This window comes from Sphingomonas sp. Leaf343, from assembly GCF_001423765.1.
Taxonomy (GTDB): Bacteria; Pseudomonadota; Alphaproteobacteria; order Sphingomonadales; family Sphingomonadaceae; genus Sphingomonas.
The window spans coordinates 354,186-376,024 of record NZ_LMPG01000010.1 but is presented as its reverse complement, the minus strand read 5'-3'; the positions used below and the strand labels follow the sequence as shown (position 1 = coordinate 376,024).

At 66.9% G+C, this 21,839-nt stretch carries 14 protein-coding genes; 6 read left to right on the top strand and 8 right to left on the bottom strand.

Translation table 11 applies throughout. The features are described 5' to 3' along the window. The 6 genes from ASG07_RS07000 to ASG07_RS06975 form a co-directional block, all read right to left on the bottom strand. Nucleotides 1-2,745 (bottom strand): DUF5695 domain-containing protein, encoded by a 2,745-nt coding sequence (locus tag ASG07_RS07000; protein WP_055843746.1) that lies wholly within the window; start codon nucleotides 2,743-2,745, stop codon nucleotides 1-3. A 63-nt stretch (nucleotides 2,746-2,808) separates the two neighbouring features. Continuing rightward, on the bottom strand, nucleotides 2,809-4,011 hold the full coding sequence (locus ASG07_RS06995; RefSeq protein WP_055843744.1) for a hypothetical protein: 1,203 nt from the start codon (nucleotides 4,009-4,011) through the stop codon (nucleotides 2,809-2,811). A gap of 93 nt (nucleotides 4,012-4,104) precedes the next feature. Continuing rightward, nucleotides 4,105-4,869 (bottom strand): SDR family oxidoreductase, encoded by a 765-nt coding sequence (locus ASG07_RS06990; RefSeq protein ID WP_055843741.1) that lies wholly within the window; start codon nucleotides 4,867-4,869, stop codon nucleotides 4,105-4,107. 42 nt (nucleotides 4,870-4,911) lie between these two features. Then, nucleotides 4,912-8,736: a PAS domain S-box protein gene (locus ASG07_RS17820; protein ID WP_055843739.1), complete on the bottom strand. Its 3,825-nt coding sequence runs from the start codon at nucleotides 8,734-8,736 to the stop codon at nucleotides 4,912-4,914. A gap of 67 nt (nucleotides 8,737-8,803) precedes the next feature. After that, entirely contained in the window at nucleotides 8,804-10,159 is a 1,356-nt protein-coding gene (locus tag ASG07_RS06980; RefSeq protein ID WP_055843737.1) for a glycoside hydrolase family 27 protein, read from the bottom strand. A 107-nt stretch (nucleotides 10,160-10,266) separates the two neighbouring features. Next, the gene (locus ASG07_RS06975) at nucleotides 10,267-12,399 is read right to left on the bottom strand and encodes a TonB-dependent siderophore receptor (protein ID WP_055843735.1); all 2,133 of its coding nucleotides are present in this window, start codon (nucleotides 12,397-12,399) and stop codon (nucleotides 10,267-10,269) included. Nucleotides 12,400-12,637: 238 nt separating this feature from the next. Between ASG07_RS06975 and ASG07_RS06970 the strand changes: the two genes are divergently transcribed. From ASG07_RS06970 to ASG07_RS06960, 3 genes are all read left to right on the top strand, one after another. Further along, nucleotides 12,638-13,375 (top strand): alpha/beta fold hydrolase, encoded by a 738-nt coding sequence (locus ASG07_RS06970; protein WP_236694579.1) that lies wholly within the window; start codon nucleotides 12,638-12,640, stop codon nucleotides 13,373-13,375. 2 nt (nucleotides 13,376-13,377) lie between these two features. After that, the gene (locus tag ASG07_RS06965) at nucleotides 13,378-15,015 is read left to right on the top strand and encodes a PAS domain-containing hybrid sensor histidine kinase/response regulator (RefSeq protein WP_055843730.1); all 1,638 of its coding nucleotides are present in this window, start codon (nucleotides 13,378-13,380) and stop codon (nucleotides 15,013-15,015) included. 118 nt (nucleotides 15,016-15,133) lie between these two features. Continuing rightward, on the top strand, nucleotides 15,134-15,982 hold the full coding sequence (locus ASG07_RS06960) for an outer membrane protein (RefSeq protein ID WP_055843729.1): 849 nt from the start codon (nucleotides 15,134-15,136) through the stop codon (nucleotides 15,980-15,982). 74 nt (nucleotides 15,983-16,056) lie between these two features. On the opposite strand, the gene ASG07_RS06955 is transcribed toward ASG07_RS06960, so the two are convergent. Next, nucleotides 16,057-17,100, bottom strand: a complete 1,044-nt coding sequence (locus ASG07_RS06955; protein WP_055843727.1) for a ferritin-like domain-containing protein — start codon at nucleotides 17,098-17,100, stop codon at nucleotides 16,057-16,059. Between the two features lie 16 nt (nucleotides 17,101-17,116). Then, a complete protein-coding gene (locus tag ASG07_RS06950) occupies nucleotides 17,117-18,160 on the bottom strand; it encodes a ferritin-like domain-containing protein (protein ID WP_055843725.1) in 1,044 nt (347 codons plus the stop codon). 237 nt (nucleotides 18,161-18,397) lie between these two features. Between ASG07_RS06950 and ASG07_RS06945 the strand changes: the two genes are divergently transcribed. Genes ASG07_RS06945 through ASG07_RS06935 form a run of 3 tightly spaced genes read left to right on the top strand, consistent with a single transcriptional unit; the run spans nucleotide 18,398 to nucleotide 21,811 of the window. Then, nucleotides 18,398-19,210 carry an SDR family oxidoreductase gene (locus ASG07_RS06945; RefSeq protein ID WP_236694578.1) on the top strand — a complete coding sequence of 271 codons (813 nt, stop codon included), beginning with the start codon at nucleotides 18,398-18,400 and terminating at the stop codon, nucleotides 19,208-19,210. Next, a complete protein-coding gene (locus tag ASG07_RS06940; RefSeq protein WP_055843720.1) occupies nucleotides 19,203-21,029 on the top strand; it encodes a glycoside hydrolase family 15 protein in 1,827 nt (608 codons plus the stop codon). Before ASG07_RS06945 ends, ASG07_RS06940 begins: the two co-directional genes overlap by 8 nt. Beyond that, a complete protein-coding gene (locus ASG07_RS06935; protein WP_055843718.1) occupies nucleotides 21,029-21,811 on the top strand; it encodes a GNAT family N-acetyltransferase in 783 nt (260 codons plus the stop codon). Before ASG07_RS06940 ends, ASG07_RS06935 begins: the two co-directional genes overlap by 1 nt. Nucleotides 21,812-21,839 lie beyond the last annotated feature (28 nt).

Below are 21,839 nucleotides of genomic sequence, written 5' to 3'. Positions count from 1 at the left end.
CTACGACGGGGCGAGGTCGACCGTCGTGGGGCCCCGGCCCAGCGTCACCGAATAGCCGCCTCGCAGAGATGTCCCCCCGACCGGCGCATAGACACGGTTGCCGGCGGCACCCGCCTCCACGAACAGGCGCGCGATTGGCGTCGTTGTGGTGGCCGGATCGAGCGTCAGGGTGATGCGGCCGGTTGCGGGCGTATACCGCGCCTCCGCGATCTTGCCCGCCTCCAGCGTGATCCAAGCACCGACGGGTGCGAAGAACACGCGGCTCCGCGCGCCGTCCTTCGGGACGACGGTGACCGTTTCGTCGCTCTCCCGCAGATTGCCGCCATAGGCCAGCCACCCGAACGCGGCATCCTTCACCACATAGGTCGCCGCCGTCAGCGCGTGACCATAGAAACCCATGCCGTAATCGCCCGAATACGCGTCCCACTTCATCATGTCGGGCGCGGAGTGGAAGGCCGCGGACGAGAAGCCCTCCCGGTCGATATTGGTGATGCCACCCATCATTCCGCCATAGGCGACGCGGAGAAGGTGCGTGTCGGCCGGGTTCTGGCGGAACGCGTCGAACAGCGGCACCGCGTTCAGCGTCGATCCGTAGTGATGGATCTGCCGTTCGATCCGCGCGACCTTGCCGCCGTAGAGGAAGTCCCAGTAACGGCGCGCATTGCCGTTATAGCCCCAGCTCGGGATCGTCGGGTCATAGCCCAGTATGACCTCGCGCGTGATGTCCGCCTGCGGCTGATGCCCGAAATAGCGCATCCACGCATAGACCTCCGCCTGGCCCGTCGAGTCCCACGCCATCTCGCTGCCGAACGGATATTTCAGCGTCTTCCAGTGATCGGCGCGCTTACGCATCAGCGCTTCCAGATGGGTTGCCTCTGCGGTCATGCCCTCGCGCTTCAGGTCCTTCAGGATGTCGAGGAACACGTCGCCCTCCATCATCCCGAACTCCGCATATTGCGGTGCGTCGCGTGTCATCGCGACGGCGGTCTGGTATGCCATGGCCAGATACCAGCGCCACGGCCGCATCGTCACCAGCCCGGGATGATTGCGCGCGGTGCGGTACAGGACCCAATGACCGATCGCGACGTGCGGGTAGTTATAGGCACGGTTCAGATCGTCGGCGCCCTTTTTCGACCAGGATGTCCAGGTCGTCCAGTCGACCGCCGGGTCGTAGAAGCCGGGATGAAGCTTCGGGTCATAGTAGAACAGGCTCTTCTTGACCGCACCCCGGGTCGGCCCGGTCGCGATCTGCAACCGGCCGAACACGGTCTGGTTCATCATCCGCTCCAGCCGCGCGAGTTCCGCCGGCTCCGGATGATCGAGCTGCTTCATGATCGCGGCGACCCAGCTGCCGCCGCCGCCCTCGTCGCTCATCCCCGCGATCCAGACGCGCGGTTCCCGCGATACGATCGCGTTCGCTTCCCGATCATAGGTCAGGATCGCAGGCGACCGTCCGAACGGATCGCCCTTGCCCTCGAACCACTGCTTAGTCGTGGAGAAATGGCCGATATCGGCCATCGTCTGCTCCAGCGGCTTGGTGACGAAATAGCTCACCGTCTGCACGCTGCCGTCGGCATAGCCGATCGACAGCCGTGCCTGACCCCAGCCGGTGCCGCGTACCGAAAGCTTCTGCCAGCCGTTCACCTCGCCCGCCCGCGTCACCGTCATCGCGTTCGCGGGCTCGACGGTCAGGCTGGTGATCGCCTGCGGTGCCTTCACGAACAGCGAAGCATCCAGATCGGTCGGTACGACATAGCCGGGGATGCCGATGGCTACCGGCCGATGCTGCGCCGCGAGCGTCGTCTCGATCGCGCGGATCGTCGGCGATTGCACCATGCGGATGCCGATCGTGCGCCGTTCGCCGGGTGCCAGCGTGAAGCTGGTCGGGGTGTTCCATTGGTCCGGAGCCTTCGCCCATTCCCGCTCGGCAAAGGCCTTGCTGGCGACGGTCCAGTCGTAGAATCCTTCGGACGTCTGCCCCCGATCGCTGCGGTCGGTGAACGCTTGTCCCTTGGCCCATTTGTCCTGAAGGATCGGCCGCCACGCTTCCAGCGGCGTATTTTTTTCGGGCAATACGAGCAGGGCGGGGCCGGCACCGTTCAGCCGCGTGACCTGAAGATAGCCGGCATCGCGGCCGATATAGGGATCCACGAAGCTCGCCTGCGCATGCGCTTCGTCCAGCGAGCGATCGGTGATGATGTTATCGAACACCATCGGCATTCCGAGCGCGCCGATCTCGACCGGTGCGGTGCTGCCATTGACCAGCGTGAACCGCAGCGCGGGTACGCCATTGTCGTCGATCCAGCGCCGCTCGATCTTCAGCGGTAGCCCGGTGCCCATCGTCGCGGTGATGTCCGCGCCCGCGATCATCCCGGCCTCGGGCGGCAACGGCGCGACCGGGCGGCGGGTCTTGGCGGACGCGAAGTCCTGCCAGGCACCGCCCGCGCTGCGCAGCCGGACGTGAAGATCGCCGACATGGACATAACCATCACCGGCGCGTTCCGCCTCCCGCGCGGAGGGCAGGAAGTCGAAAGCGGATGCAGGATCGGGACGAAGGCTGGCCAGCGTCTGCGTGTCGGTTCGCAGCGCCAGCAGGAAATCGCCGACGCGGAACGACGTCGTCTTCACCGCCGGATAACTTGGGGTAGCCGGCGTCTCCTGCGCCCCGAGGGGAGCGACCGACCCGGTCAGGGCAGGAACCACCGCAATCATCGCCCACAGGCTCGCCGATCGGAGCATCCTCATGCGTCATTCCCTGTGTTATACGATTTCCATGTGTCCGAGCACGGAAGCAAAAGCAAGTTGCTTCTATGGAATGACGGGCGGGGCGGGAGCCGTCAGCAGTGTCCAGCCGGTCGGAAGATAGTCGGTCGACATGTAGAAATAGAAGGCGCAACTGCCATCCGATCGATAGCTGCCGCCCTTCAGGATGCCGTAAGCCGTCGTGCCCAGAAAGATCGGGCTGCCGCTGTCCCCGCCCTTGCAGGTCGGGCCTGCTACCGTCGTCCATGTCGGCAGGCATGCGCCACCGCAAAGATCGCCGGCCGGGGCGAAATCGGTCAGCTCCACCAGCGAACAGCTATAGCCGGTGCGTTCACCGCGATGGCAGACGGCGTCGCCCGCCCGCGTTCCCGCGCGGCTGTACGATCCCGTGACGGGGCGGGTGACCGAGCGGGCGGCATCGGCGAAGAACACCGGTTGCAGGGGACGTGGGCTGAGATTGATCTGGACGTCCTGATGCCCCCAGCCCCATTGGCCGACGAACTCCAGCGCCTCGTCGCGTCCTTCGGCATCGCGGACGCTGACCGTATCGGCACAATGGGCGGCGGTGGCGATCGCGTCGCGCGTGCCGTCCGTGACGACGAAGCCGGACGTGCAGAGATAGCGGCGCGTATCGCCGGGCACGCTGCCCATCAGGCGCATGCCGCCCGCGACGCCGTCCATATCGAGCGCGGGCCGATCCACGACGCGCAGCCGCACCGGCACCTGCGTCAGCGCGGCGAGCCGATCGCGCAGCGGCTCCAGCCCCTCGCGCTCCACATCGCGCGCCGACACGATCGCTACCAGCTCGCCCGTGCGTTGATCGACGCCCAGTCCGGGCGGGCCGAGCAGGCTGGCGCGGATCGTCGCCTGATGCGCGCCGATCGCCTGCACCAGCTCGGTCTGCGTCGCTCGCGCACCGGTCACGAAGCGGATGGTGACCGGTTGACCGGCGAGGTCGATAACCTCCGCCGGGACGGGATCGTCACCGGTCAGCAGGACGACGATACCGAAGGCGGGGCGATGCTCGATCGCGATCCCTGCCAGCCGAGCGGCGAAACGGCGGCCGATGGCGTCGGTCGTCGGGACGCTGGCCTGCTGCAACCGGAGGTGGAGCAGGGCCTGATCCGGGCTCAGCGCGAGCCGTTCGGCGATCGCGCCGGCATCCTGCACCAATGCGTCTTCACCCGATTGCAGCGTGACCGGCGGCGGCACAGCCGACTGCGCGGCGACGCCGGCGGACGCCAGCATCGCTATCGCAAGGATGATCGCTCTGACGCCCCGGCCCACGCCCTCTCTCTAGCGGATCAAGCTATCCGGATCATGAACGGCCGGGTGCCGAATTCAACCGCCCCGCGCTTTCGTGGCGAAGTCGTTCAGCTGCACCAGCGTCTCGTCGAAGCGCCCCTCCGCCTCGGCGCGACGGAGAAAGCCGACCCGCTCGACCAGAATTTCCGGCGAGGTCGGCTGCTGCGCGAACAGCGCCATGACCTCGTCGGCGAAGTCGTCCAGCGGCTGGTAGCCGGGGCGGCTCTCCTGACCTGGGGTCAGTCCGGTCTGGACGGCGGGCGGCGCAAGCTCGATCACCTCGACCTTGTCCTTCAACACCTGCCGCATCGCGACGGTGTACGAATGGATCGCGGCTTTGGTGGCGCTGTAGGTCGGGGCGGCGACCATCGGCACGAACGCCAGCCCGGACGTGACGTTGACGATCGCGGCATCCGCCTGCCCGACCAGATGCTCGATCAGCGCGTTGGTCAGGCGGATCGGGCCGAGCAGGTTGGTCGTGACCGTTGTCTCCGCATCCGCCAGATCGCGTGCGCGGTCCAGCGTCTCGAAGCGCATGATGCCGGCGTTGTTGATTAAGACGTTCACCGCGGGATGTGCCGCCAGCAGCCGGGCGGCGAAGTCGGCGACACCCTCCGCGCTCTCCACGTCAAGCGTGATCGCATGCATATCGTCGCGGCCCGCACAGGCGCGTTCCAGCGCATCGAGACGCCGCCCCGCGACGATGACGGTGTTGCCCGCGTCGTGGAATCGTTGCGCCAGTGCCTCGCCGATACCGGACCCGCCGCCGGTAATCAGAATGGTATTACCGCTCGTCTTCATGCACTTGCTCCGTCATCGTGGAGCCGGTGATATAGTGTGCCGTCAGCGCGCCGTCGCCTCCGCCAGCATCTCGACCAGGTCGGCCTGACGGAACGGCTTCACCAGGCGTGGCAGATCGGGGGCGATCCCCTCGACATCGGCATAGCCGGACACGATCAGCAGGCGCGTACCGGGCAGGCGGTGGCGCACCTCGCGCGCCAGTTCGGTGCCGCTCTTGCCCGGCATCAGATGGTCGGTGACCAGCAAGTCCGGCGCAAAACCCTCGTCGAGCAGGCGAAGCGCCGTTTCGGCGGAGTTCGCCTCGACCACGTCATAGCCCAGATCGGCGAGCATGTCGGCGGTGCTGCCGCGCACCAGATCCTCGTCATCGACGACCAGCACCGATCCGGCGCGCCGCGGGGCAGGCGTGTCGTCCGGCTGTTCGGCCTCGTGCGGCCGGTCCTCGGTGCTCGGCAGCCACAGCGCGACGCTGGTGCCGAGCCCGGTGCGGCTGTCGATCGTCAGCGCCCCTCCGAGTTGCGCCGCCAGACCGTGCACCATCGACAGGCCGAGCCCGGTGCCCTTGCCGATCCCCTTGGTGGAGAAGAACGGTTCGACCGCACGGCGCAGCGTGTCCGGGTCCATGCCGGTGCCGGTATCCGCCACCGCCAGCTTGACGTAGCGTCCCGGTTTCAGCCCGACCCGCTCGGTTTCGCCGGGTGCCGCCGGGCGGGCGGTGATGCTGAGCCGGCCGCCCTCCGGCATCGCATCGCGCGCATTCACGGCGAGATTGAGGATCGCCATTTCGAGCTGGTTCTGATCGGCCACGGCGGCGGGCAGATCGTCGGCGAGTTCGACATCCAGCCGGATCTGCGGGCCGGACGTGCTGGCGACGAGGTCGGCCATGCCGGCGACGAGCGCCGTCAGATCGACGGCACGCGGCTGCAGCGGCTGGCGACGTGCGAAGGCCAGCAGGCGCTGGACCAGCACCCTGGCGCGATCGGCAGACTGGATCGCGCCGGCGATCAGACGCTGCTCGCGCTCGCCGCCCAGCCCCTTTCGTTGCAGCAGGTCGAGACTGCCGACGATCGGCGTCAGCAGATTGTTGAAATCGTGCGCCACCCCCCCGGTCAGGCTGCCCATGGCCTCCATCTTCTGGCTCTGGCGCAAGGCTTCCTGCGTCGCAGCGAGGTCGGCCTCCGCGCGCAGCCGGTCCGATATGTCGTTGGCGAGATGGAATGCGCCGATGATCCGGTCGTTCTCGTCGCGCAATGGCGTGTAGGTGATCTCCCATGCGGGCTGGCCGAACTGGGGGCGGCCGAAGGTTTCAACGATCGTGAACGTCTCCCCCGACAGCGCGCGACGCATCAGCGCGCGCATGACCTCTCGCTGTTCCGGGATGAACAGCTCCGGGAAGACGTCGCCGACCCTGGTGTCGAAGCCGTTGACGCGGCGAAACTCGTCGTTGTGCGCCTTGTTGAAGGCGAGGATCCGGAAATCGGCGTCGAAGGCGCAGATCGGCGACGTGGTCGATTCGACGATGTCGTGATATTGCCGGATCTCGGCGGTCCGTTCGGCGACCTGCCGTTCCAGCGTCTCGTTCAGGTCGAGCAGCCGATCCTCCGCCTGCTTGCGTGCGCTGATGTCGTTGAACAGGATGGCGACGCGGTGACGGCCGGTCGCGCCGACCGGAAAGGCGTGGACATCGAACCAGCGGTCCATCGCCCCGGAGCCATTCTCGAACCGGATTGGCTGTTCGGTCCGCGCGACGCGGCCATAGGTCTCGAACCAATGGTCCTCATGCCCCGGCGCCAGCTCGCGCATCCAGCGCCCGGCCGCGCCGACCAATCCAGTCTGGCGTTCGAAAGCGGGATTGACCTCCTCGAACCGGTAATCGACGGCGCGGTCGCCGTCGAACTTCATCTCCACGACGCAGAATCCGACATCGACCGCCTCGAACAGCGTGCGGTATCGCTGTTCGCTGTGCACCAGCCGCGCCTCCGCCCCGACGCGCTGGACATGCGCCCAGCAGCGTTCGACCACCGTTTCGACCAGCGCGATATCCTCGCGGCTCCACGATCGGGGCCGATCCTGATGGACCGCCATCATCGCCACCAGCCGGCCGTCCTTGACCAGCGGGCAGCAGACGATCGCGCCGACGCCGATCGACAGGAACATGTCGCGTCCGTCGGCGGGGTCCAGTTCCGCGGGCACGTCTTCGACCACCAGGGTGCGCCCCATCCGCATCGCCTGCGCCGCGCGCGATCCGAACAGGTCGAGCTGGTAGCTGCCCGCCGAACTGGCGATGCCGGGCGCGACATAATCGTCGCGGATGACGAAGCGGTCGCTATCGGCATCGACATCGGCATAGGCGCATCGCGACGCGTCGACATGCCGCGCCAGCAACTCCGCCGCGGCCAGCATCGCGGTCGGTGCGTCCGTCGAGGCTCGCAAGCTTTCGTCGAGATCGCGCAGGAAGCGCAGGCGACGCTCGCTGGCCCGCAGCACCTCTTCGCCCCGCTTCCGATCGGTGATGTCGACGGCGGTGCCCACTATCCGCACACACGATCCACGCTCGTCGAACTGACCGCGGCCCTTGGCCGCGATCCAGCGGATCACGCCGTCCTCCTTGCCGATCGTGCGGTACTCGACATCGTACAGCGCGCGTCGATCAGGGTCGCAGGCCGCCCCGAATGCCGCGAGCGTCCGGTCGCGGTCGTCGGGATGAACGCCGTCGTAAAAGTCCTGTAACGTCACAGGGACATCAGCCGATATGCCGAACATGCGCTTTACGATCGGCGGCCAGACGAGGATGTCGGCAACCACATCGACATCCCAGAACCCGACATCGGCCGCCTGCGTCGCCATCCGCAAACGCTCTTCGCTCATCGCCAGCGCGGCGCGGCTTTCCTGACGCTCGGTCATATCGAGCATCGCGCCGATCATGCGGAGCGGAGCACCCCCTTCGTCGCGGATGACGTGGCCGCGGTCGAGAACGCTGGCATAGGTGCCGTCGGAGCGGCGGAACCTGTATTCGCCCGACCAGCTGTTCGCGCCGCCGTCGATTGCGGAGTGGATGCTCGCGTCGATCCGTGCACGGTCCTCTGGATGGATCTGTGCGATCCACCATTCGCCGGTGGGCTCCACCTCCGCCGGTAGATAGCCGTAGCTGGCGACCAGCGCTTCGTTCCACGTGACGTGGTTGGTCGCGAAATCCCAATCCCATATGGCGTCGTTCGTGGCGCGGGCGACCAGCCGGTAGCGTTCCTCGATCGACTGCAATGCCAGTTCCGCCCGATCGCGGCGGGCGATCGTGCGCGTCAGTTCGTCGCCGCGATGCTGCTGTTCCAGGAGCGCGCGACGCAGCTCCAGCTGCGTCATCACCTGCCGCGCGAGCACCTCCAGCACAAGTCGCTGATGCCGCGTGATCCCGTCCGGCCGGGGTTTGCGGTCGAGGACGCAGACGGTGCCGATCGGCACGCCGGTGGCGCTGCGCAGCAGTGCGCCCGCATAGAAGCGCAGGCCGTCGTCCGCCGTCACCAGCGGATTGCCGACGAAGCGCTCGTCCTCGCGCGTGTCGGGCACGACGAGGAGATCGTTCTGCAGGATGGCGTGCGCGCAGATCGAGACGTCGAGCGGCAGTTCGCGCGTGCCGATGCCGAGTTCGGCCTTGAACCATTGCCGATCGCTTGACACCAGGTTGACCACCGCGATCGGCGCGCCGAACGTCTCCGCCGCCAGTTGGACGAGATCGTCGAACTCGGGCTCGCGCGGGGTATCGAGGATGGCGTAGCTGTAAAGCGCGGCGACCCGCTCCGCCGCCGACCACGACACGGGGACGGCAGGCTTGCGCCCTTCGGGGTCGGAAGTCGTCGCGTGCGGGTCCATCGCCGCAGATTAGCAGCGATGACGACCGACGGTAGCCGTTAAAACGCCGTCGCTGCGCCCGGAACGTCTAGCTGAGCCGAAGCAGTTCGGCCCCGTGCGCGGCAACCGTCCGGGCGACCCGGCCGGTCGCGGTGCCCATCGCCTTGCCGCTCCAGAGATCGCGCACCGCGACGGGACGCGACAATCCGAGCCAGCGCAGGTCGACGCCGATCTCCCGCGGCCCGTCGCCGGTGTTGAACAATGCCAGATAGCGATCCTGCGATCCCTCGGGGCGGGCGGACCACACGCGCACGCCGTCCTCGACGAAGTGCGGCTGGTTGTCGGTAGAAGACTGGTTCACCGCCAGCACGTCGCGGTTGGTCAGCAGCGCCAGCGTCGCCGCATCGAGATGACGCAGGTCGCCACCCATGATGAGCGGCGAGCGGGCGATCGACCACAGGGTCATCAGCGTGCGTTGTTCGTCGGGCGTGAACTTCGTGTCGCGCTTGCCGAGCGCGAGGCGGCCGAGCGGCAGCATGTCGGCATCGGGCCACCCACCGGGGCGGCGCCACGGGTTCCAGTTCTCAAGGCGCGTGAACTGCGCCTCCAGCATCGACCATTCGTCCCAGAAATCGTCGGAGATGCGCCACATCTGCGCGTATTCGCGGACATGGCCGCCGCGGATCACCGGCGTTTCGCCGGGGGACAGGCTGAGCATCATCGGCCGGCGGCTGTTGACGATCGCGCGGTGCGCGCCCTCGATCTCCGGCGCGTGCGCGTCATAGGGGCGGCTCATGTCGTCCATCTTGACGAAGTCGACGCCCCATGACGCGTACAGCGCGAAGATGCTGTCGTAATAGGCCTGCGCGCCGGGCTTGCGCATGTCGACGCCGTACATGTCCGGGTTCCACGAGCAGGTGCTGGACGTGTCGGCGATATCCGCGGCGCGGTACTTCGTGCCCAGCACCGGCAGGTTGCGCTTTACCGCCAATCGCGGAATGCCGCGCATGACGTGGATGCCGAACTTCATGCCCATCGCGTGGACCTCGGCGGCGAGCGTCTTGAATCCCGAGCCGTCGGCGCTGGACGGGAAGCGGTTGGGCGCCGGGATCAGCCGGCCATAGCCGTCCATCGCCGGCACCGGCGCGGTGTTATACTCGTAGCTGGACGCGTTGGGTTCGTACCACTGGATGTCGACCGTGAAGATGTCGTAGCCGAACGGCAGCAGCTTCTCGCGCATGATCGCCGCCGTCTCGCGCGCCTGCGCCTCGGTGATCGTGGTCGCGAAGCTGTTCCAGCTGTTCCAGCCCATCGGGGGTCGTGGTGCGAGCGGAGCGGATGATGGCCGCGCCGGACGGGCCGCGCCGACCGACGCCGCGGCGACCAGCGACCCTGTCAAGGCCGCCCCGGCGAGTGCCTGCCGCCTGTTGATTGCCGAGGTCATCCGTGTCTCTCCCGATCTATCTTCCGGGACCAGTGGCGGAATTCGTCTTGTCCGACAAGTAGGGAGGCTTGCCGGAACGATGCCGGCAAGCCTCCGTGCCGCGAGGATCAATAGCGGACGCTGATCGTGCCGAGTGCCGTTCGCGGCTGACCATAGAAGCCCTGATCGTAGGTCAGGCCGGTGATGTACCGGCTGTTCGTTACGTTGCGCAGGTTGGCGCTGAGCGACACCCGATCGGTCAGGCGAATACTGGCGAGCAGGTCGAGGAGGGCGTACCCGCCCTGCGTGATCCTCGCCGGCACGCGGGTCGCGGTCGTCGCGTCGAAATAGATCCGGCTTTGATATTGCAGCGACGCACCGAGCTTCACGCGATCGAACGACGGCGGCGAATAGCTGACGTTGAGGCGACCGGTGTTGCGCGGGACGAAGGTGCGCACGGGATCGCCGTCCCGCCCGTCGACGCGCATCAGCGTATAGCCGCCGGTGACCTGCAGCCCGGGCGCGACCTGCCCGCCGATGTCGAGTTCGATCCCCTGCGACTTCGCGTCGACGCCGACATAATAGCTCCGCCCGGCCGCGAAGCCGGCGTAGGCGGCGGTGTTGTCCTGACGCGTCTGGAAGATCGCGGCGGTGGCGTTCATCCGGCCGCCGAACCACGCGCCCTTGATCCCGAGTTCGAGGTTGTTGCCCTTGATCGGCGACAGCACGCGGTCGTCGATGTCGACATCGGTCTGCGGATTGAAGATCGTCGCGAAGCTCGCATAGAGTGTGAAGTTGGGTGACAGGTCCAGCGTCGAACCGACGAACGGCAGGAAGCGCGTGTTGTCGAAATTGACCGGCGTTCCATAGGATGTGCCTTCGCTGGTGGCGTGCGTGACGTTGCCGCCGACCATCAGCTTGAGCGGATCGGCAAGACTGAACCGCACGAGGCCATAGGCCGTCTCGCGGCGCGTATGGCGGTCGAGGCTGAGGTCGTAATTCGTGGGGAAGTCCGGCCGGACCGCATCGCCGGCCAGCGCCACGTCGAGGTTGATCGGCTGGTTGATCGCGCCGTAGCTGGAATATTGCCGATACTGCTGCGCGCTGCGGTTCACGCCGATCATCACGTCGTGCTGGCGTCCGAATAGCGAAACCGGGCCGGTCGCATACGCTTCCAGCGTCAGGTTGCGCGTCGGGGCCTTGAACGCACCCGGATAGGTCAGAAGGCCGTCACCGGTGGCGCGATCGGGGTTGCCGGACAGGTAGAACAGCGTGTTGTCCTCGTCCGTCGCGCGACGGATGGCGCTGGCGCGGGCGACCCAGCCATTGTCGAACTTGTGGGTGACGTCGCCGAAGATCTGGCGATCGATCACGCCCCAGCTCGACCATTCGGGCGCCGTGCTGCCCGATCGATCGAACTCCGTGCGTGTGCCGTCGGTGTAGAGCAGCGGCACCGCGCCCCACAGCGCGCCGGTGCTCTTGTGGTCCTGATGGCCATAGCCGCCGCTGATGACGGTGTCCGGGCCCAGATCGGCCTCGATGATGCCGTATCCCGTCCAGCGGCGAATATGGTTGCGGTCCAGATTGGTGTCGGCATCGTAGTAGACGCCCACGGCGCGGGCGCGGATACTGCCGTCCCGGGTCAGCGGCACGCTGACATCCGCCTCCAGACGAAGGTTGTCGTAGGAGCCGTATTGCGCGCTTGCCGAGGCGCGCGCCTCCCGCGTCGGACGCTTGCGAATGAAGTTGACGACGGCGGAAGGATTGCCGGTCGACGACAACAGGCCCGGCGCGCCTCGCACCACCTCGATATGATCGTAGATCGCGGTGTCGATCGATCCGGTCTGGATGCCGAATGCGAAGGGGACGCCGATGCCGTCGATCTGGAACGTCTGGATGTCGAACCCGCGCGCCGAATAATAGACGCGGTCGGTGTCCGCGAACTGGACGGTGACGCCGGGCACCGTCGCCAGCAACGCGTTGACGTCGTTGAGCTGAAAATCCTCGATCTGTGCGCGGGTCACGACGCTGATCGATTGCGGCGTGTCGCGCAGGCTCAGCGGCATGCGCGTCGCGGTGGTCTGGCCGTCGATCGTATAGTCGTCGCTGCCTGCGGTCTGCGCGCCGGTCACGACGATGTCGTCGCCCGAATAGCCGTCGCCGCTGCGTTGCGCGGTGTTCGTCTGTTGCGGCTCCGCCACGGCGACGGGGGTGGTGGTAGCTGCCACGGTGGTCGCGAGCAGCGCCAAGATCGCTGTCATTCTTTAAAAACTCCCTGAACGAGAGCGCCTTAGCGGCCTGATTATCGTTATTGCAAGTCATTATCGATGAGCGGCGTTCTGCTGCGGCGGCGCGGGGACCGCGGCCTTCTCGGGCGCCGTCATTCACGTTGCAAAGCAAGATCAACACGTTAAGCTCTAACACGGGCAAAGGGGATGCAAGTTGACCGCGCTGCGAAGAAACGACGTTCGGATTGCCGGGAATGGACCTGAAACGATTGTGTTTTCCCACGGGTTTGGATGCGATCAAACGGCCTGGCATGATGTCGCGCCGCATTTTGCGCAACGATATCGCACGATATCGTTCGATCATGTCGGATCGGGTGGATCGGAACTGTCGTCCTACGATCCGGATAAGTACAACAGCCTCAACGGCTACGCCGCGGATGTCGTGGAACTGTTCGACGAGCTCGCACTGCAGAATGCCGTTTTCGTGGGACACTCGGTCGGTGCGATGATCGGACTGTTGGCGGCTGTCCAGCGGCCGCACTGTCTGGGATCGCTCGTCATGGTCTGTCCATCGCCATATTATATCGACGAGCCGGGTTATGTCGGCGGCTTTACCCGCACCGACCTGGACGAGTTGCTGGAGGTCGTCGACAGCAACTTCATGGGCTGGTCGCGCGCCACCGCGCCGATCATCATGGGCAATCCCGACCGGCCCGAGCTGGGGCAGGCACTGGGAGCCAGTTTCTGCCGGACCGATCCCGCCATCGCCAAGCGCTTCGCGCGGGTGACGTTCCTGTCCGATCATCGCCCCGACCTGCCGCTGTGCCGAACGCCGACGTTGGTGATGCAGACGCGGGCGGACATGATCGCGCCGGAAGCCGTGGGATCGTACATCGTCGGGCAGATGCCGCACGCGGAACTGGCGCTGATGGACGCGACCGGACATTGTCCGCACATGAGCGCGCCGGCGGAGACGATCGCGATCATCGAACGCTATCTGGCCCGATAGGGATGGCCGTCATGCCGCCGCCGTCGGACGACGTTCCCCCGGACGAAACGCGGGCGGAGCTGTACGACGATGCACCGTGCGGATATCTGACGATCGACAGCCACGGCTGCATCATCCGCGCGAACAATACCGCGACCGGGTGGATCGGGATCGATCGGGACGCGCTGCTGGGCGTATCGTTGCGGACGATCATGACGCCCGCGGGCCGGATCTTCTTCGAGACGCATGTCGCGCCGCAACTGGTGACCGAAGGGTCGGCGCGTCAGGTGGCGATCGATCTGAAATGTTCGGACGGGCACCGCATGCCGGTGCTCAGCGACTGGCGGAACGTGGTGCGGGACGGCCGGACGATCGGCATCCGGGCGATGTTCGTCGATGCCACCGATCGCCGCGCCTATGAACGCGACCTGCTCGCCGCGCGCGAACGGGCCGAGGAGACGGCGGCGCGACTGACCGCCAGCGAGGCGCAACTGCGCGAGCTGAACGAGACGCTGGAACGCCGCGTCGCCGAGCGGACCGCCGATCTGGAACGCGCGCACGACCAGTTGCGCCAGAGCCAGAAGCTGGAGGCGATGGGCAGCCTGACCGGCGGCGTCGCGCATGACTTCAACAACCTGCTGACGCCGATCCTGGGCCTGCTCGACTCGTTGCAGCGCCGCCCGGTGAGCGACCACCGCGAGCGGCAGGCGATCGCCGGCGCGCTGGCATCGGCGGAACGCGCCAAGACGCTGGTTCAGCGCCTGCTGGCGTTTGCGCGGCGGCAGCCGTTGCAGGCGCAGGCGATCGATATCGGCGATCTGGTCGGCGGCATGGCTGAACTGGTCGCCAGCACCTCCGGCCCGCGGATTCGGGTCAACGTCGAACGCGACGCCGCGCTGCCGCACGCGCTCGCGGATGCGAACCAGGTCGAGATGGCGGTGCTGAATCTGGCGGTGAACGCGCGTGATGCGATGCCCGATGGCGGCACGCTGACGCTGGGCGTTCATGCCGAGCAGGTGGCGGGCGTCGGCATGATCCGGCTGGTCGTCGGCGATACGGGCGTGGGGATGGATCCCGCGACCCTCGATCGCGCGGTCGAGCCGTTCTTCTCGACCAAGGGACTGGGGAAGGGGACGGGGCTGGGGCTGTCGATGGTCCATGGGCTGGCCGCGCAACTCGGCGGCAGCCTGACGCTGTACAGCGAGCCGGGCCGGGGGACGACGGTGGAACTGCGCCTGCCGGCGGTGGACCGGCCCGCTACCGTCGTCCCGGTCAAGTCGGAGCAGCCGCTGCATTGCGGCGCGCCGGGGTGCGTCCTGCTGGTCGACGACGAGACGCTGGTGCGGTTCGCGACCGCGTTCATGCTGAAGGATCTGGGCTTCACCGTCGTCGAGGCGGACTCGGCGGAGGCGGCGATCGGGCTGCTCGGGGAGGGGCTGCGACCGGACATCGTCGTCAGCGATCACCTGATGCCGGGAATGACCGGGACCGAACTGGCGTTCAGGGTGCAGGAATGGCTGGGTATCCCGACACTGATCGTGTCCGGCTATGCCGATGTCGAAGGGGTCGCGGCGGGACTGCCGCGGTTGAGCAAGCCGTTCCGTCGCAAGCATCTGGCCGAGGCGCTGGTGCGGATGAGCGGGATTCATCTCGCGGCCTGACACGGAAGGGTGTCTGTTGCCGGCTTGCAACAGGCCGATGTCTATCGCCGGATCGACATGGACCCATTCCGGCTGCACCAAGTTATTGGACCCGACATTCTAGCCGGGAATAAAAACTATGCGCTTTCAAATGGTTCTTGCCGCAGCTTCGATCGCGATCGTCGCCGCATCACCTGTCGCGGCGCAGGAGACCACCGAGGATCAGCCGTTTTCGGGCATCTATGTCGGTGCCGCCGGCGGGTATGACATACAGGGCAACGACCGCGGATCGACGATCCAGTTCGATCGCAATCTGGACGGGCGGTTCGGCGATCAGGTTCTGACGGGGACGGGCGGCAACGCCTTCGCACCCGGCTTTTGCAACGGTGCGGCACGGTCGCAATTGTCGCCCGGCGCGAACGGTGGCTGCTACAAGGACAAGGACGGCTGGGCCTATTACGGTCGCGTCGGCATGGATGCACAGCGCGGCAACATCGTCGTCGGCGTCGTGGGCGAGTTCGGCAAGACCGAAATCACCGATGCGGTGACCGCCTTCTCCAGCACGCCGGCCAGCTATGTCATGTATCGCAACGTGGACTGGGAGGCGTCGGTTCGCGGTCGTGCCGGCTATGCGGCCGACACGACGCTGTTCTACGGCACGTTCGGTGCGGGCTATGCCAAGATCGACCGTCGCTTCGCGTCGACCAACACGACCAACACCTTCACGGGCAGCGGCGACCGCAACCAGTTCGGTATTCTCGGCGGCGGCGGCATCGAGCAGAAGATCGGGCGGAATTTCTCGGTCGGCATGGAATATATGTTCCACCAGTATCAGGACGACGACTTCCGCGTCCGTGCGGCGGGCGCTGTCGGAACGCCGTTCACCAACGCGACGAACGGCGGCTCCGCGACCGGCACCGATTTTCGCCGCGGCGACGATCAGTTCCGCTGGCACAGCCTGCGCGCGACGGCCGCGTTTCGCTTCTGATCCCTATCGGGGCGCATGAACAAGGGCCGGGCCACGCGAGTGGCCCGGCCCTTTTCGTTGGTCCCGGTCGTGCCTCAGGGATTGGCGATGGTCGTCCGGATCGCGCCGTTGACACCTTCCGGGAAGAAGCCGCCACGCTGGGTACCGACGGCGGCGTTCTGGAATACCACGTTCAGCACCTGATTGGCGGTGCGGCCGAGCACCAGTCCGTTGTCGTCCGTCGGCACGAGGTTGGCGTTGCCGGCGGTGCCGATGCCCTGATCGGTATCGGTCGATCCGTCGAGCGTGTCGCGTGTATCGGAGATCCGCTGGATGCGGTCGAAGATCGCCGTCGAGGGGGCCGACAATCCCAGCGCGTACAGCGACGAGCGGATGACGCCGTCGTGATAGGCTTCCGTCGCGAGAATACCGGCGGAGGCGTCCAGATAGGTCTTGTTGGTGATGAGACGCGCCGAGCCGCGATAGGCGGACACGCCGACATCCGTCAGCAGATAGGACCCGATCAGGAAGTTGATGTCGTTCGCGAACGGATCGAAGATCTCCGTCGCGCCGATCACCCCCGCCGCGCGCGCCGCCGCCGTGAATGCACCGGGCACCGTCGCGCCGCCGGGCGTGATGACCGAGGCGCTGCCCGACAGGTTGATGCTAGGCTGCGCGACAGCGGCCGATCCCAGTTGCGTGCGCAGGAAGGTGATGTGCGCGAGTTCGTCGAACGCGATCTCGCGCGCATATTGCGCGATGATCGGATCGGAAAACGACACCTGCCGCGCGGCCCCTTCGCCCGACCCGGCGATGACGCCGCTCTGGAAACCGGTGCCGGTGCGCAGATTGGCCGGGATGCCGCCGCCGGTGACGGCATAGGCGTAGTAATTCCCCTCCAGATATTCGAGCTGTAGCGCGAAGTTGAGGATGTCGGCGTCGGTCACCGCGCCCTGTGTCGGGGCAGGGGTCGGCGTCACCACCGGATCGGGCGTGTCGTCGTCGTCGCACCCGGACAGCAGGGCAAGCCCGCCCGTCATCGCCGCCGCACCGCCGCACAGGCGGATGAAGTTGCGGCGTGCGGCGCGTTGATGCTCCGCCTTCTCGATCGTGGCGAGGAAATCGATCTTGTCGTTCATGATGCTGACTCCCTGCTCACTTGGTGGCGCTGACGCGGATGCCGCCATTGACCCCGGCGGGGAAGAACCCGCCCAGCTCCGCGGCCGCGTTGGCGGTGTTCAGATAGACGATGTTCAGGACCTGTTGTGCGGTCCGGCCGAAGGTGATGCCGTTGGCATCGGTCGGCACGAAGTTGCTGCCGGTCGCGGTCGACGCGCCGGCCTCCGTCGTCAGCGGCGTCGGACGCGATGCGACGCCCTGATCGTCATTGGCATAGGTTTGCGGCGGACCCGCCTGCGTCGTGGAGCCGTCCACCGTATCGCGCGCCGTCGCGATCTGTTCGGTCGCGGTGACGAGCGCGGGGATCGCCTGTCCTCGACGATAGAGCGCGCCGCGGATGATGCCGGCGTGAAACGCCTCCGCCGCCAGGATGCCGGCGGCCGCATCGAGGAAGGTGGTGTTGGTCAGGAGCGAGGACGACCCCTTGTAGGCGGTCACCCCGACATCCTCGAACAGATAGGCGCCGAGCAGGAAATTGTCGGGCGACGCATAGGGATCGAACACGCCGTTGGTCAGCGGCACGCCCGCAGCGGTGGCCGCGGCGGTGAACGGCCCGTCGGGATCTCCGGAGATGTTGATCGTCGGCTGCGCGACCGCCGCCGATCCCAGCGCGGTTCGCAGGAAGGCGACATGCGCGCGTTCGTCGGCGGCGATCTCGCGTGCATATTGCTGGATGACGGGCTCGCCGCCGAAGTTCACGGCACGGGCCGGATTGGTCGTCCCGACGATCACGCTGCCGCGCGCGCCCTGCGCGGTCGAACCGCCGAGAAGGCTGTCGGGCAGTCCGGTTCCGTCGAAGGCGTAGCTGTAGAATTGCGCCTCTAGATATTCGAGGTTCAGCGCGAAGTTGAGGATGTCCGCGTCGAGGTTCGCGGCCTGCGCGGTCGCTTTTGGCGAGAACGCGACGGCGCTGGCACCGATCGCCGCCGCGCCGATCGCGGCCTTGAAGAAATCGCGACGTTCGTCGCGCCGCCGGACGCGTCGGTCCAAAGCGGCGACCAATTGTGGTTCATCTAGCATGCGGCATCCCCTTTGTGAGAGCGTTGCGCCGGACGTCGCGGGCACCGCGATCGTCCCTGACCGACTTTTCGGGCGGTCGCGGAAAGAACGCTTTCGGCCCACAAAAAGACACGTGAAAACAGTCTGATACGGATCATAGACCCGCATCAACCAGCGGCGGTCTGCGCTGAGTCGCGCCGCGCGCATCCGATCCGGGGCTGAGTCGTTGACCCGTCACATGCCATCCGGAGAATGCCTGTGACCGCCACCAGCCTGCGCCTGAAAGACCATGTCGCCATCGTCACCGGCGCCAGTTCCGGGATCGGGCTGGCGGTCGCGGAGGCGCTGGCGGGGGTGGGGGCGGCGGTCGTCGTCAACTATCGCTCGCACCCCGAACCGGCCGACGATCTGGTCGACCGCATCATCGGTGCCGGTGGTCGGGCGGTGGCGGTGCGGGCGGATGTCTCGCAGGAGGACGATGTCGTTCGCCTGTTCGATGAAACGGTGGCCGCATTCGGCCGGATCGATCTGCTCGTCGCCAATTCGGGCGTGCAAAAGGATGCCGCCTTTGCCGAGATGAGCCTCGACGAATGGAACACCGTGATCGGCGTCAACCTGACGGGGCAATTCCTGTGTGCGCGGGAGGCCGTGCGCCGCTTCCGGGCGCAACCGCGGGAGGGGCGACCCGCGCGGAGTGCCGGGGCGATCATCGCGATGAGTTCGGTGCACGAGGTGATCCCCTGGGCCGGGCACGTCAACTATGCCGCGGCCAAGGGCGGTGTCCGTATGCTCACCCGATCGCTGGCGCAGGAGGTTGCGGGCGACGGCATCCGCGTCAATGCGATCGCGCCGGGGGCGATCCGCACTCCGATCAACCGGGACGCGTGGGAGACGGACGCGGCGCTGACGAAGCTGCTGCGATTGATCCCCTACGGCCGGATCGGCGAGCCGGAGGATGTCGCGCGCGCCGCGGTCTGGCTGGCGTCGGACGAGGCGGACTATGTGACGGGCACGACGCTGTTCGTCGATGGCGGCATGTCGCTCTACCCGGAATCTCGCGACAATGGTTGAGAGCGGGGCGGTGCCGCCGCTGCGGACGATCGGCGATCATGGGATCATCGGCGACCTGGAAACCGCTGCGCTGGTCGCGCGCGACGGGACGATCGACTATCTCTGCTGGCCATCGCTCGACAGCCTGTCGATCTTCGCCGATCTGTTGTCGAGCGGCAATGGCGGGGCATTCACGATCACGCCCGATCTGGCCGCGCCCCGCAATCTGCAACTCTACGTCCCCGACACCAACCTGCTGCTGACGCGCTGGATGGCGGATGACGCCGCCGTCGAAGTCCTCGACCTGATGCCGCATCCCGAGGCTCGCGCCCATCCCGACCGGGAGGCGCGATGCCTGATCCGGCGGATCGCGGTGACGCGCGGGACGGTGAGCTTCACGGTCCGTTGCGCGCCCCGTTTCGATTATGCCCGCGAAACACCAAGGGTGACGGAGGCGGAGGGCGGCATCCGCTTCGCCGGCCGCGTCCTGACGCTGCGGCTGTTCGCGTCGGTGCCGCTGACGGCCGAACCGGATGCGGCGGAGGCGCGCTTCGCCCTGTCTGCCGGGCAGACGGCATGGTTCGTACTGGGCGAGGAAGCGCTGGTCCGTCCCGACGAGGCGGAGATCGCGGCGGAGATCGTGTCGACCCGGTCCGCGTGGCGCGAGTGGGCGGGCCGTTCCACCTACAAGGGTCGCTGGCGCGAGGAGGTCATGCGGTCGGCGCTGGCGCTGAAACTCCTCACCTCGCGTCGCCACGGTTCGATCGCGGCGGCGGCGACGTTCTCGCTGCCGGAGGCGTCCGGGGCGGGACGCAACTGGGACTATCGCGCCAGCTGGATCAGGGACGCGTCCTTCACCGTCTACGCCTTCATGCGGCTCGGCTTCTACGAGGAGGCGGAGCATTTCCGCCGCTGGGCGGGGCAGAGGCTGATGGCGTCCGACGCCGACAATCCGATCCGCATCATGTACTCGATCGACGGATCGGAGGCGCTGGACGAATCCGAACTGGATCACCTGTCCGGTTATGCCGCCAGTCGCCCGGTCCGGATCGGCAATGCCGCGCACGCGCAGAGCCAGCTGGATATCTTCGGCGAACTGATGGACAGCACCTATCTGTCCAACAAATACGGCGCGGCGATCAGTCATGAGGGCTGGGAGCATGTTCGCGGCATCGTCGATCACGTCATGTCCAACTGGGACCAGCCGGATGCCGGCATCTGGGAGATGCGTTCCGAACCGCGCCATTTCCTGCATTCGCGGGTGATGTGCTGGGTGGCGCTGGACCGGGCGATCCGGCTGGCGAAGAAGCGCTCGTTACCCGCGCCGGTCGTCCGGTGGGCGGAGTGTCGCGACGCGATCGTCGCCGATGTCTGGGATAATTTCCGGCATCCCGAACATGGCTATTTCGTGCAGGAGCGCGGCGGCACCGAGCTGGACGCGGCGCTGTTGATGATGCCGTTGATGCGCTTCGTCTCGTCGACCGACCCCGTCTGGCTAAAGACGCTGGACGCGATCGAGGAGCATCTGTGCGACGACGGTCTGGTCTATCGCTATCGCAATGCGGACGGACTGGAGGGCGGGGAGGGCGCGTTCACGACCTGCACCTTCTGGTATGCGGAATGTCTGGCGCGGGCGGGCCGGCTGGACGAGGCGCAGATCATCCTCGCCAAGGGGATGAGCTACGCCAACACGCTGGGCCTGTTCGCGGAGGAGCTGGACGAGCGCGGGTTGCAGCTCGGCAACTTTCCGCAGGCGCTGACCCATCTGGCCTTCATCAGCGCGGCGTTCTTCATCGATCGCCGGATCGACAAGGGTTATCAGCCGAACTGGCAACCCTGATGGCGGGAGATGACGAGGCCGCCGCGCTGCGCGACGCGGCGGCGCATCGCGGGCTGAAGCTGGTCCGGTCGCGCCGGCGCAAACCGGGCGTGGGCGATTACGGGCTTTACGGACTGACCGATGCCGGCGGCAAGGCGTTGCTCGGCATGGGAGACGCCGGTCTGACCGCCACGGCGGACGACATCCGCGCTTATCTGCGAAAGGCGGAGGGATCGACATGGGCGCAGTCGGCGGAGGTCACGCCCGCGCGAATCCCACCCCGGAAACCGGCGGCGGACGCAGGCGACGGCGAGCCTCCCGCGACACGACGACGGGCGGCCGGCAAGCCGCGTCGGACCACACCGGAGAAAGCGCCCGAACCGGAACCGGCACCCGAACCGGAGCTGGTGATCCGGGCTGCGGCCAGGGCCGATCTGGAGGCGATCGCCCGATTGATCGATCCGGACGCGGTGCTGTCGGCCGACCGGTTCGACGCCGTGCGCAACAGCGGCGGCGTGCTGGTGGCGGATCGTGGCGGCGTGATCGGCTGCGTCGCCTGGCACATGATAATGAGCCTCCAGTCGGCGCCGGTCGGACGGATCACGATGATCGCGGTCGACAAGGCGGCGCGGCGGCAGGGTGTCGGAAGGGCGATGGTCGATGCGGCTCGCGCGGCGCTGATCGATCGGGGATGCGAGAGCGTCGAGGCGGTCGGCGTGATCGCGGTCAGGAACGTGAACGGATTCTATCGGGCGATGGGGTTCGAGCAGCAGGGATACCGGTTCGTGCGCGAGGCCCGGTAGTCGTAGCGCCTGAGGGCTTGGCCGGATC

What these genes read in the sequence shown, in the direction of transcription:
- ASG07_RS07000 (WP_055843746.1), bottom strand. Translation starts at nt 2,745, where the DNA reads ATGAGGATGCTCCGATCGGCGAGCCTGTGGGCGATGATTGCGGTGGTT.
- ASG07_RS06990 (WP_055843741.1), bottom strand. Translation starts at nt 4,869, where the DNA reads ATGAAGACGAGCGGTAATACCATTCTGATTACCGGCGGCGGGTCCGGT.
- ASG07_RS06960 (WP_055843729.1), top strand. Translation starts at nt 15,134, where the DNA reads ATGCGCTTTCAAATGGTTCTTGCCGCAGCTTCGATCGCGATCGTCGCC.
- ASG07_RS06975 (WP_055843735.1), bottom strand. Translation starts at nt 12,399, where the DNA reads ATGACAGCGATCTTGGCGCTGCTCGCGACCACCGTGGCAGCTACCACC.
- ASG07_RS06955 (WP_055843727.1), bottom strand. Translation starts at nt 17,100, where the DNA reads ATGAACGACAAGATCGATTTCCTCGCCACGATCGAGAAGGCGGAGCAT.
- ASG07_RS06940 (WP_055843720.1), top strand. Translation starts at nt 19,203, where the DNA reads ATGGTTGAGAGCGGGGCGGTGCCGCCGCTGCGGACGATCGGCGATCAT.
- ASG07_RS17820 (WP_055843739.1), bottom strand. Translation starts at nt 8,736, where the DNA reads ATGGACCCGCACGCGACGACTTCCGACCCCGAAGGGCGCAAGCCTGCC.
- ASG07_RS06980 (WP_055843737.1), bottom strand. Translation starts at nt 10,159, where the DNA reads ATGACCTCGGCAATCAACAGGCGGCAGGCACTCGCCGGGGCGGCCTTG.
- ASG07_RS06935 (WP_055843718.1), top strand. Translation starts at nt 21,029, where the DNA reads ATGGCGGGAGATGACGAGGCCGCCGCGCTGCGCGACGCGGCGGCGCAT.
- ASG07_RS06950 (WP_055843725.1), bottom strand. Translation starts at nt 18,160, where the DNA reads ATGCTAGATGAACCACAATTGGTCGCCGCTTTGGACCGACGCGTCCGG.
- ASG07_RS06965 (WP_055843730.1), top strand. Translation starts at nt 13,378, where the DNA reads ATGGCCGTCATGCCGCCGCCGTCGGACGACGTTCCCCCGGACGAAACG.
- ASG07_RS06995 (WP_055843744.1), bottom strand. Translation starts at nt 4,011, where the DNA reads ATGCTGGCGTCCGCCGGCGTCGCCGCGCAGTCGGCTGTGCCGCCGCCG.